The sequence below is a fragment of the Candidatus Tremblayella endosymbiont of Pseudococcus viburni genome, from assembly GCF_964031255.1.
The window spans coordinates 63,842-75,536 of the sequence record NZ_OZ035015.1 but is presented as its reverse complement, the minus strand read 5'-3'; the positions used below and the strand labels follow the sequence as shown (position 1 = coordinate 75,536).

General features: G+C 58.6%; 9 protein-coding genes, 1 tRNA gene and 3 pseudogenes. 2 read left to right on the top strand and 11 right to left on the bottom strand.

The annotated features are described in order from the left end of the window. Positions 1 to 14: 14 nt before the first annotated feature. The 9 genes and pseudogenes from AAHM87_RS00475 to aroC form a co-directional block, all read right to left on the bottom strand. A complete protein-coding gene (locus AAHM87_RS00475) occupies positions 15 to 452 on the bottom strand; it encodes a bL9 family ribosomal protein (RefSeq protein WP_457913135.1) in 438 nt (145 codons plus the stop codon). After that, positions 442 to 612 (bottom strand): annotated as a pseudogene (gene rpsR, locus AAHM87_RS00470) (30S ribosomal protein S18); the annotation flags it as partial. The gene AAHM87_RS00475 and the pseudogene rpsR, both read right to left, overlap by 11 nt. 107 nt (positions 613 to 719) lie before the next feature. Continuing rightward, the gene (locus tag AAHM87_RS00465) at positions 720 to 1,064 is read right to left on the bottom strand and encodes a 30S ribosomal protein S6 (protein WP_457913134.1); all 345 of its coding nucleotides are present in this window, start codon (positions 1,062 to 1,064) and stop codon (positions 720 to 722) included. A 1,221-nt stretch (positions 1,065 to 2,285) separates the two neighbouring features. Then, entirely contained in the window at positions 2,286 to 2,567 is a 282-nt protein-coding gene (locus AAHM87_RS00460; RefSeq protein WP_457913259.1) for a hypothetical protein, read from the bottom strand. Between the two features lie 711 nt (positions 2,568 to 3,278). Next, positions 3,279 to 3,941 (bottom strand): annotated as a pseudogene (locus tag AAHM87_RS00455) (GTP-binding protein); the annotation flags it as partial. Between the two features lie 1,623 nt (positions 3,942 to 5,564). Continuing rightward, positions 5,565 to 5,861: a 50S ribosomal protein L20 gene (rplT, locus tag AAHM87_RS00450; RefSeq protein WP_457913236.1), complete on the bottom strand. Its 297-nt coding sequence runs from the start codon at positions 5,859 to 5,861 to the stop codon at positions 5,565 to 5,567. Positions 5,862 to 5,873: 12 nt separating this feature from the next. Then, positions 5,874 to 6,053 (bottom strand): large ribosomal subunit protein bL35, encoded by a 180-nt coding sequence (locus tag AAHM87_RS00445; protein WP_457913235.1) that lies wholly within the window; start codon positions 6,051 to 6,053, stop codon positions 5,874 to 5,876. Between the two features lies 1 nt (position 6,054). Next, entirely contained in the window at positions 6,055 to 6,717 is a 663-nt protein-coding gene (infC, locus tag AAHM87_RS00440; RefSeq protein WP_457913234.1) for a translation initiation factor IF-3, read from the bottom strand. Between the two features lie 272 nt (positions 6,718 to 6,989). Further along, positions 6,990 to 8,078 (bottom strand): chorismate synthase, encoded by a 1,089-nt coding sequence (gene aroC / locus AAHM87_RS00435; protein WP_457913233.1) that lies wholly within the window; start codon positions 8,076 to 8,078, stop codon positions 6,990 to 6,992. Positions 8,079 to 8,600: 522 nt separating this feature from the next. Here aroC and AAHM87_RS00430 point away from each other — a divergent pair. Continuing rightward, positions 8,601 to 8,756, top strand: a pseudogene (locus AAHM87_RS00430) (SsrA-binding protein); the annotation flags it as partial. A gap of 960 nt (positions 8,757 to 9,716) precedes the next feature. Here AAHM87_RS00430 and rpsB read toward each other — a convergent pair. Next, positions 9,717 to 10,352, bottom strand: coding sequence for a 30S ribosomal protein S2 (rpsB, locus tag AAHM87_RS00425; RefSeq protein WP_457913232.1), 636 nt, complete (start codon positions 10,350 to 10,352; stop codon positions 9,717 to 9,719). A 194-nt stretch (positions 10,353 to 10,546) separates the two neighbouring features. On the opposite strand from rpsB, the gene AAHM87_RS00420 reads away from it, so the two are divergent. Further along, a complete protein-coding gene (locus AAHM87_RS00420) occupies positions 10,547 to 11,371 on the top strand; it encodes a 2,3,4,5-tetrahydropyridine-2,6-dicarboxylate N-succinyltransferase (protein ID WP_457913231.1) in 825 nt (274 codons plus the stop codon). 226 nt (positions 11,372 to 11,597) lie between these two features. Here AAHM87_RS00420 and AAHM87_RS00415 read toward each other — a convergent pair. Then, positions 11,598 to 11,671, bottom strand: a tRNA-Asp gene (locus AAHM87_RS00415). Positions 11,672 to 11,695: the final 24 nt, after the last annotated feature.

Genomic DNA, 11,695 nt, shown 5'->3' with positions numbered 1-11,695 from the left:
GACTGGCTGCGCACTCACGCCCTGACCGAGCACGTAACCCTTACCCTGACGCTGCGTGTAGAGCCTTGCGTGGACCGTATTAGCGCAGTGTGCTCTACGGCGCGCGGCGCAGGGTTTATGACCTCCACCTGGTCAAGCCATACACTCACGCCGAACGCCCTGAGCAGCGACACGACGTCATGGGGTCTTATGCCTACGTCCCACGCCGCATCATGCGCGCCGACCCTCCTGAAGAACAGGTACCGCGGGATATGCTGGGCTGCCGCGCAGACGATCCTATCAGACGCTGCTACGAGTGCGCGGAGCGCCCTGCAGCATGGGACCGCTGCGCCTGAGGGTATCAAGCGATTGATGGCATTGCCGCGCCGCACTGTTACCACATCCCCAGCGCTGCCCAGTCCTACTATGGCGCACAGTAATATCACCCTGACGCTCCCCACACTACCCACCATCCGATCGAAGTTGTGCTATCGCATGGCGGCTGGTGTATGGTAGCAGTGCCATGTACCGCGCCCTCTTTATGGCAACCCTTAGCCTCCTCTGAAGGGTAGCCGGCAGGCCTGTCATCCTTGCTGGCATTATCTTGCCGTACTCAGTAAGGAAAGACCTGAGAACGCGGGCGCTCCTAGGGTTGGGCACGCTTGTCAGCAGCTCGCGCAGGCTGTGCGGCGACGTGTCTGCGTCCTGCGTGACAGTAGCAGCATGCCCCCTGCTCGACGTCACCTGAGCCTCCTTGGGCTGTTGCCTTCCGCAGCGGCCCTTAGGGCCAGTAGCAGAGCATCCTCTATGTTGCGACGTCTCTTCATGACCAGGTGTCTCAGCGAGTAGCGCGCTAGGCACCTCCTGATGGATGAAAGAGCTCGGCTGTTGCATTCTATGCCAGCTTGGCACCGCACCGCTCGCGTTGCACCATTTACAGGGTGCGCGAGCACCGTTACGCCCCAGTTTTCTAGGCCATGCACGACACCGCCACAGGCAGTTACGTGCCTGGTTATGTCGCTCTCAAGTAAGGCCGGATCCTGTGACCTAGGATCCACTATGTACGCTATGTCGTAGTACGTCATTTCTGTTGATGTTGGTACGCCTTAGAGAGCGCGAGGTTCGCCACCTCCTTAATCAACTCGGCTATGGTGGAGTGGGCGAACCTCGCGCTCTGTCTGTGGCTGTGGCGCCGAACGCCATTGCAAGCACGAAGGTGGCTATGAGCTCGGATGCGCTGTGCCGCTATATAGGCGCCCAGCACAACGTACGATGCTGCGCATGCCACCACCTTAACGAACCCCTCTGCCCTGTTATGCCAACCCTCGGTGTCTATCACCGTGCGATATGCAGGCTTAGTCTACGCTTGTGTCTAGGCCCATTGCCACTGCCAACATGTGGCCTCATCAGATGCCTTGTTGGCTAGCATTGGTCCCCTCACTGCATCGCAAACTGCGTATGCGCCAGGTGCCGATGACCAGGGCGACCACCCTACCTGGCCTGAGGCACCGCGGCATTGGGTGTTGGGTGCGCACCCTTTGCGGAGTAGCCTATCGTATGATGCCGTAGGCGCATTGCCGTTGGATCCTATCTACCACCCTGCGCTTCCTTAGCATTGCCTGCGCACGTTCAGGTAAACGCATCCCAGCATGATGCCATGCCAGACCATACGCAGCTGCCACTGCTGCTACTGAGGAGTGTAGCAGCGCCTTTGATGGTATGCAGCCTACGTTCAGCCAAGCAGGGGGGTTGCCTGCTGCGCTGGCCCTGTTAACAGCCATACGCAAGCAGCCTATGCGGCGCAGCAGGCTTGCCCAATGGCAGGCTGCGCAGCAGCTAACTAGGCCTAGGCTCGTGACGTACACTAGCAATCCACGGTGCACGTAAGGCAGCCGCATGCGCTTGGGCGTGGTACGCATTGCCGTACCAGCGTTAGCTTTGGCATGGAATGCTGCAAGGCTACAAGTGCGACGGTGGCTGTTGCCAGTATGGCAAGCTACGCTCTGCGGGGCGAGTGCTTACCCTCTGCTTATATAGCAGGAGTGACATGCTGCTCTGCCGGGTGGAATGTTAGCCTTGGCTCACGCTGCTCCCTTGCATGCCTTGCAACCCTGGAAGCCTCCGCAGACAGGCGTGCCTCTAGGCTCTCCCTGTCGCCAAACGCAGCGCTATATCGCACACATAGCGCGCAGTGCGAGTGCGCTGCTGCGCCGTGCATGGCTACGAAGCTAGAGCCTAGGCCGCACGAGCCCCGCAGCGCTCGCGCCAGTATTGCGCGCGCCTTGTGCCGAGGCCCATGCCTATCCCTATGTGCGCGCATCGCAATTGTTGTTGTTCACAACTAGCTCGTCCCCTATGGAGAGCTCTAGCGCCGCGGGGCGTATGCCTTGGGCGCACACTCCGCACTCGTCACCGCACTGGACCTCCATGACATCTTCCCTGAACAGCCGGAGGGAGCCTATCTCGCACCGCCCTACCTCAGCGCCTGACCTCAGTATGCTAGCATGGCATGCAACCCTTAGCGTACCATACAGTACCCTGCAGCCCAGTATGGCTCCACGTACTGCATGGCCAAATAGGCGCACCACGCCTGCCTTACAGGCTGGAGAGGTTAGCCGAACGTTATGCTGCGCGCTCCGTGCAATCAGCGCGCTGCGCAGCTCATACACTGTACAGAAGCGCTGAACGCATGGCTCGCAGGATGGGCGATTTGACTGTTCGGTCATACCTATGGTAATTATGACAGCGCCTGTTGCAGCGGCGATGGCTGCATCGCTGGGACAGGCAGGACCCAGGCCTGCGCGTACCACCAAGGGCGCTGGTGGGTGTGCTGGCACTGCGCGGATCACTCGCAACGCTGCACCAAGCAGCGCATGGTTCCTGGCCCTAACAACGTAGCGTACGCGCTGCGAGAGCGCGTACCGCATTGCGCTGGCGTTAGGTGTGCGATGCCATCTGTATGTAGCCCTGTACACCTGTTGCCTACCCTGCCGGCGCGATGTTGACATGAACCGCTGACCCGGGATCGGCGCCCGTGACATGCACTGAGCCACTACAACTGAGTACGGTAATGCGCGATCTACCGGCAAGCCGCTGGTGCTAGTGAGTGATCGAATGCAGCAGCATGCGCCGCGTATTGTGAGCCTGTCTCCTATAGAGAGCTCGCCCATTTGTACGAGCATTGTAACCTCTACGCCAGCCCGTCCAGACACTGTTGCATCCAAGATCACGCCATGCCCAGGAGCACGGCGCACGGTCAATAGTCGCAGGTTGCCTGATGCCGCGCGAAGCACCTGCAGCATTTCCGGCATGCCCTCGCCACTATGAGCTGATACGCACACGAATCGTGCTCGCACACGAGCTTTGCCTGCACTAATCAGTGCCTCGCACCGGCGCAGGACTCGACGGGCTCCTGTGCGAGCTGCGTCCCTGTCAGCTTTGGTTATGGCAACCACGAGTTGCCTATCCCTACCTGCGGCTGCTAGCACGCTGTGCACGCTACGCTCATCAGGCTCCGAGTCAGCCGCAACAACAAGCACTACGATGTCAGCAAGGGCGATGCCGCGCCGAGACGATGGGGCAAAGGCGCTGTGCCCTGGCGTATCCACAAGTACGAACTTTGCGCCGTGGGCAGTTGTGTCGTATGCGCAGACGTTCTGCGTTATGCCCCCAGCCTCGCTGCGCGCCGGTACGGCGCCCGCAAGTGCTGACATGAGGGTCGTCTTGCCATGATCTACGTGTCCTGCGAATGCTACTACGGCTGGCCTACGTGCAATCGATGCCACACCAGCAGGGGCGCCTGCCAAGTACCGTGGGTCTATCGGCACTGCAGGTGTCCGAGCCGGCAAATGCACGAGTTCCTCGGCGCGAAGACTGAACGTACGTCGCAAGCCGCAATACTGGCCGGAGGGTGGCGTCGGGCACCGGCAGGACTGTGTGCCGATACCGTTAGGCTGCTGCATCGCACGCCTGCTACCTCCAGAATCCGTGACAAGTGGTGTTGTAGTTCGGAGCATTCTCTTGCCTGCACTGATCGCTGTCCTGAGCGTATGCCCATTGCTATGCCACCTCCGTGCACCCACAGGCAGCATGGCATGAAACCCATGGTTCGACCGCACGAGCCGACCATGCATCTGAGGCGGCTACGGCTCTTGCGTGCTGCGCTGCTCTTACAGTCCGTGAAGCCTAGCATTGAACTTCCTTGCAGCATTGTTGGCTTGCTCCGTAATATACTACACGAACGCCTGGCGCAATTGCAAGCCTGTATGCTTGCAATGCCCTTGGCGCTGGACTTGGACGCTGCTGCGCACAAAGTGTAGCTCAGTGCCTCTTTGCCTGATTCAGGGGTTATGCGCTACATCAGCGCTCCGCTCGGCTGTTCGCATGAAACAGCGTGCTTGGTTCTAACGTGGGCTCGGAGCTGGATGCCTGGTCGCATGCCTTGCTTATAGCAGCACCATAGATACCTACGTCAGAACTGAATTTCACCACATCGGCTTAGGTTACTAGCGCCAACATGCCCCTCTCTATTAGAGCCCCCGTGCTACGCACGCACCATGGCATTGTAGGCTGCTATGCTCTACTGGTGCATGCCTTGCACATGCCATGGCAACTATAGCCCCGCCGATAGAAGTCTGCCTCTGTGCTGTTAGCTGTGCTGCACACTCCTCCTTACGCTTCGCTTATCATTAGCTCCGGCTCTTACAGTGCAATGCTATGCTGCCTGCAAATATCGGTGTATTCATGACGTCTGCCAAGAAGGAAGCATGCACTGAAGGTCTTATGTAGTGATGCTGAACGCAATGCCTGGTTTTGTTCCGTAGGAATGCTTTAAGGTACTATCAGAAAGTAGATCATAGCGCTGCTTAATATACCGATGGTGTTTACACTAGCCTACGGTAACTATGTGAGCGTAAGGCTAAGCTCGCCGGTGCATATTATCCGCACCATGCTTCTGCTGTAGGTAGCCCTAGCCAGGCAGTGCTGCGAATTATACTCTCTTCGTTGTAGCATGTTGAATGGCACCACTTGCGTCGCTGCAGCCTAAGATACTGTTCAGAGTGATTACTATGACTTGCGGCGCACATGCCATACAGGCGGTGCTGTGACTACTAAAAGCAGTACAAGGTCCTAAAATATACCAGCCCCGGCAGCTTTGCTGATACTGCGCTGCTTCGCCTGCTGCCTTGTGCAATCCTGAAATATACAGGGCGGCTCTATGCCCGTTGCTTACCCTCTGCTTATGTAGGCTGCAGTGACATGCGCCCCAGCCTAGCTGCGCGGCAGAGTGCCCTATGCCCTGCAGCGCTTGTGAGCATTCGGCTGCTCCCCATGCGCACAAGAAGGACAGTGCGTCTAGGCACCTTGGCTCACCTGCTTTGCAGCAGTACCGAGGTTGCCAGGGGCTGCTTATATAACTCCAGCCCCGTTGGGCTAACGTATGCTGCTGCAGGTTTTGCTGGATGGGAGCAGTAGGCATGAGCTCTGAGCACTAGCTGGAGCGCGCGTTGCCACAAGCCCTGTCGTAATGGCGTTTATTAGAACCAGCTGCTACGCGGTGAGCTTAGCCATCAGACTGCAAAGCCTCAGATGGCAGCAAGCGTACGGCGGGATATGCCATGCCTCTCGCGCGCCATGCGCCCCATGATCGTGCTGTAGTTTGTTCCAGCCTCTCGTGCAGCTAGGCTTATGTGCAGAATCCATAGCGCCCTGAAGAAGCGTTTCCTTAGCCGTCTGTCGGAGTAAGAATACTGCCGGGCCTTGGTTACCGCCTGCATAGCTACCCTGTAGACACTGCCCCTACGGCCTCTGTAACCGCGCGCAAGTCGTACTATACGCCTGTGTCTCGACCTAGCTGCGACGCCCCTTTTGACCCTAGGCATGTTTAAGCTGCGTCAGGCCAACATGGCGCGCCTTATCCGCGTCATGTCGTTACCATGGACACTGTGAGCACCTCTCAGCCTCCGCTTCCGTTGCATTGGTTTGTCCGTCATAAGGTGCCTCCTGCCTGCTGAGCCCCTTTTGACGGAGCCGCTGGGCCTTAGCCTCAGTCTCTTAGAGATGCTGCTCCTCATCCTAGCCCAGGCATTCGCGCACTGTAGAGCTGCTGAGCGGTGTTATCATTAGAGATATGTGCCTATCCTCCCTCCTCACGTTGCCGCGTGCGATGCCATGGGGCGAGAGGTCTGTGCCTATGCGGTGCAAGAGCTGCGATCCTGCACCCTGGTGACGCATTTCCCTGCCCCTGAAATGCACCGTTGCCCTGACGCTATCCCCTGACCTGAGTATTCCTATGCACTTGCACACCTTAATCCTATAGTCCTCTGCGCCAATGCAGATAGAGAACCTCATATCCTTGACCTGTACGACCCTCTGTCTTGACCTAACTCTGTGCTGCCTCTTGGATACCTGATACTTGTGTTTACTTTCATCCATCATACGGCACACTGGAGGTGCACCATTGTGCGCCACTTCCACCAGATCCGTGCCGAGCTCCCTTGATGCGCGCAGCGCCCGCTCTGTGCTCATGACGCCCATAGGCTTGCCGTCCAGGCCTATTACCCTCACCATTTTCGCCGCGATGTCATCATTGACACGGTACGTTGTCCTGCCAGTGCTAATGTGCCCTCCTATGCCTTGGTGTAGTATACGACAGCATTGCTGACGTATACTGTATTGGTTGCGCCGCAATCTGGTGCAGTAGCATGCACAACGGCCATGCCAGCGGAGCCAGAGCATCGTCGCTCATCCAGCAGCGCTGTTTTTTTACTGCAAGCAGCGCCGAATCTTGTATTCGTATGATCTGCGCTGCTGGGCTATGGATGGCGCTATGCCTGCCGTCAAGCCCCGTGTGCATGCATTGGACAGGAGGCGATGGTGTGCCTGCAGAGCTTAGCTCAGCGGCAGGCAGGCATAGCGGTAGCTCTGCACCCTAGGCAGTACAATGGGCCTGGCTGGTATCGAACCAGCGTCCTCCGTATTATCAATGCGACATCGCACCCTGAGCAACGCTAGTAAAGGTACGATGCTGGGTGCTGGGACGGGATGCGATGCCCGGATATAGAAGCGCGGTACTTTATGGACGCACCAGCTGCGCACAACGCAGCGATGGCTTCCAGGACGGGCGGAGCACGCATTCCAACGCAGGGGTCGTGCCTGCCCCTCGTCCTCATGAATACCGACAAGCCAGCCCGGCTTGTTGATCTGCGGTAATTGCACGAGCTGGGGGTGGGCTTCAGTGCAATTGCAGCTACGATGTCCTGCCCAGTAGATAAGCCTCCTGCAATGCCACCAAGCCTGTTCGACAAGAAGCCGCGCTGCGTGAGCATGTCGCCACGGTACCCGCACGCCTCCATGCCAGTAAGTCCAATACGTACCGCCTTCACTGCGTTCACTGACATCATGCCGTGTGCCAGGGACGAGCTAAGCTTGGCGTACAGGGGGTCACCTAGGCCAGCAGGCAGGCCCTCCGCCCACACTAGAACCGTAGCTCCGACAGAGCTGCCATGCTGCAGCGCACGCAGCATGCACAGTGCAGCAGTGCCAGATGCCCTGGCGTCGCAGCTTGAGAACGGGTTTGATCGTACGTAGCACCAGTGAGCATACCTCGCGCGCCTTGTGCCTACCCTCATCATGCAGCCCCTTACTCTAGCGCCGTGTGCCCATGATAGGTAGGCCTTGGCTATGGCTCCTGCCGCTACCACAGGCGCCGTTAGCCTTGCTGACGCCCTGCCTCCCCCTCGATAGTCCCGGTGGTAGTATTTTGCATGGTAAGGATAGTCTGCGTGGCCTGGCCTGAATGCATGCCGTATGCCGCGGTAGTCGGAGCTGCGTTGGTCTGTGCTGCGCATCACGAGAGCAATGGGTGCGCCAGTTGTAGCCCCTCTGAACACGCCGGACATTATGACTGCTCTGTCAGCCTCCGCCCTCTGGGTGACGTACTGGGAACTGCCAGGCCTGCGCCTATCGAGCTCAGCCTGTATTCCGACGTCGACCATGCGCACGCCGGGCGGGCAACCATCTACCACGCACCCCACAACCGGACCATGAGACTCGCCGAAAGTCGATACCGCAAATGTGCAACCGAACGTGTTGCTCATGCTGCCTTGGGGTATGTGCAACGCACCACATCCTTGATCGTAGGATGTTCGCAAAATAGAGCAGCAGGATGCCACGCGAAGTGTGCGCTCCTGCTAGAAGTGCCCGTGGGTCTGCAGTAGCAACTGGCACCGCGTGGTATCCTTCTGCTTGAACTGCGCTCGATCCCTACGCGCATGCTTCGCTGGCCATACTAGCGCTCTATCCTGCCTAAGGTAGCAGAGCCATCGGGCTGCATGCCACGCTACTGCGTGTGTACTGGTGGGAACTGTTGCGCATGCAACCGCAGCCGCCTACCAGCGAGCTCCGAGGCGCCGAAGGCTGTGCGCGGAGCGCAGGGTCTGGTGGCATTATCGGTACCAGTACCGCTGAGCATCGAAGGCAGAAGCCTTGCAGGCCCTGTAGCAGAGGGCCGCTGCTGCGCAAGGCTAAAGCACTGGGCTAGTAGCAAACGCGCAGCAGGCCAGCGAAGCCATACACTTCCAAATGTCACATATTAGCAGGGTGTTTGAGCAGAAAACCAACAATGCAGCGAACGCATTGCCGTATCTGCACGCTACGAGGCAGGGATGGCGCTGCGGGGGTGGGAGGTCAGCTCTATAAGGGCATCGTCGGCAAGCCTGCTCTGTGCCAGCGTACGGTTTGCCGCTGGGCGGCCTGTGCTGGTCGGATTAGGATAACGCCACGCCCCACCTGCGCCAGCTGTGCACGCAGCGCGAGGCCCATACCTCTGCTGCTCCACAGGACAGAGGCTATACGCATGGCGTTATCCTAAGGCGCAAGGGGTATGCCGCCATGCCTGCGGCCTTTTACGACAAAGGTGGGTACATCAAGTGCCTTATCCTTGTTGGCAGGAGGCATAGGAGTACGACACACGGCAACGTCAGCGAGCGCTATGCTGCTGCGCTGGCCAGGTATACGACTAGCGGCGCTACACTGCACGACTGCATTGGCCTACGCTAGCGCATCCTTGGCAGCACTCGGGCCAGTAAAGCAGCAGCAGGGGCACAGCACCGAATTCTGTGCTCTGTGCGTGCCGGGGTAGCATGCTGCCTCAACCGTTGCGTACTGGGCGGCGGGGAATAGCCATGCTGCTTTGGCTTCTGTCGGTAGGCGCTGCTCTGCCAAGCAGCTAGGCAATAGCACCGCGGCTTGTAGCAAGCAACGCCTAGCCCTTGTCGCCTGCCGCAGCGCCAACATTCTCGGATGTGCCTGGTTCGTAGGCCTGGTACTCCAGCACTGCAGCGTAGTCTGGCGCGGCACGGCATAGGAGCTCTGCACAGCTCTATGCCTGGGTGCATGGCAGCCAAGTGGTGAGCAATGCTGCGGCAGGCTGCCTTAGAGCACGGCCGGCTGCCCTGCCGTTGTGGTGCCTGCGTGGTCGCGGCACGGAGCAGGGAGCAGCTCTGTGAGGCATGGAAGTGTGCGCACAGCCGGCCAGAAGGGCTATTATTCGGCCTCCCTGCTCCGTGCGAAGTCTGTGGTGCAGCCGTGCCTCAACCAGCACGGCTGCACATCCGGAACGGATGCAGCGCATCGCGCGGGTAATCGTAGCGCAGCTATTGCTAGTAAATATGGTCTGAGAGTGACGACGCAATAGCTGCGCTCAAGTCGTAGCTAGCATTAGCGAGTGCGTTTGCTCATGCCGCAGTGGAGTGCCGGTGATTGCCCGCAGCTCCCGCATAGCGCTCGCATGGTTGGTGCAATGCATGGCAGCGGTCAATGTATTGAGCAAGGCTAGAAAGGTACATTCTGACTGCCTGTGCTGAGTCGTCGTTGCCCGGTATGGGGTAATCGACGCCACATGGAGAGCAGTTTGTGTCAACTACGGCAACAACAGGCACGCCAACTTTCCTAGCCTCCCGTAGTGCTATAGCATGCCGACGGAGGCCGACAATGAACAGAGCATCTGGCATTCTGTTCAGGCGAGGTGAGTATGCCTTGAGCCTAGGCGCGAGAGTGGAGAAGTTGGTTAGAGTGCCGCCACGCCATCGGTCAGTTATAGCGGGCATTCCCAGTCGATTTGCAACGCGTGCCACGTGTTGAGAGTGTCCTAAGTCAGTGCACAGGAAGAGCACAACCTTGCCCTCCCAAACCAGCCCTCTGAGGAATGAAGCAGCCAACCGTAGCCTGAGCACAGCCTTTGCAGGGTCTATGATGCATTGTGGGCCGCGAAGGCATAGGATGTACTTATCCATGCCACTACGCAGCGTGCTACTTGTATGGCCTATGTGAGCTCCGAATTCTAGAAACTTCCTTATGATGCCATGCCTCATTGTAGTAGGGGTTGTGGTTGTGCCCAGGCAGCATGCAAGCAATGCCTGGGCTTAGGGCCATGCATCGTGTAGGGCGCAGACGGCATGCACTACGCGCGTGCAGTGCATCGCTACCGTATCCGCCACTGGGGACTGTTGCACCGCTGGCCTTGCGACTTTGTTTTGTTGTAACTAACCACAACTGGGCAGCGTAAATGCTATATGCTGAGCATGAACTGGCAGGGGTAGTGGAAAGCGTATGGGATAGGAGAGAGGAGCTTTGCTCTGTCCATAGGAGCAGGGAGGCCCTAGAGGTACTCAGGAGCGTGGTATCGCTCCTAGGTAAAGGCAGGTTGAGGGTGTGCTCTAGGGAGTCGGGGCGGTGGGTGGTTCACGGCTGGATCAAGAGGGCTATTTTGCTGTACTTTATGTCGGAGGCCTCGTGCACCATAAGGTGCGGTGATCTGACGTACCGCGATAAAGTTATGCCTAAGCTGGCCCTAGCGAACAGAGTGCTACCTGCATTTAGGTGTGTTCCTCCGTGCATGGTCAGGTCGGGCGCCTTCGTTGCAGGCAGCGCAGTACTAATGCCTTCCTTCATTAACATTGGCGCATACGTAGACGAGGGCACAATGGTGGACGCCTGGTCTACCATTGGATCATGCGCCCAGATAGGCAGGAACGTGCACATATCGGGAGGCGTGGGCATAGGCGGCGTACTAGAGCCCATAGGTTCTCGGCCCGTGATAGTCGAGGATGGCTGCTTCGTCGGCGCTAGGTCAGAGGTAGCAGAGGGAGTGCTGGTCGGCGAGTGCTCAGTCCTGGCAATGGGTCTGCACCTAGGCTCGAGCACCAAGGTCTACGATAGGGAGGGGGATAGCGTAAGCTATGGCAGCATACCACCGCGCTCTGTTGTGGTGCCAGGGGGTATCATAAGGAACGCGAGGTACGCACTGAACTGCGCCGTGGTAGTCAAGAGGGTCGACGGCAGGACAGCGTCAAAGGTCTCCCTTAACGATGCTCTCCGCAGCCTTTGCTAGCGCCTCGTTGCCCATGCGCAATATCTAGCAGCAACTGCTGCGCACGGGCTACCTAGTTGCCCGGTGCGCCGCATACCGCAGGTGCGCCTGCCGCTGCCGCACAGCAAGCGGGCGCCGTGCCATGCGGCCCTTGTTCCAACCTCGATGCGCAGTGCTGCATAGTCTCGCAGCCATAGCATCCGCCGCCCCTGTTCAGGCTTAGGCCTACTTGCAGCACCTTGCGGAGCGGAGCGGACAGGACTCGAACCCGTGACCTTCGGCGTGACAGGCCGATGCTCTCACCAACTGAACTACCGCTCCCTTGTTTCATAGGGGACTCGAACC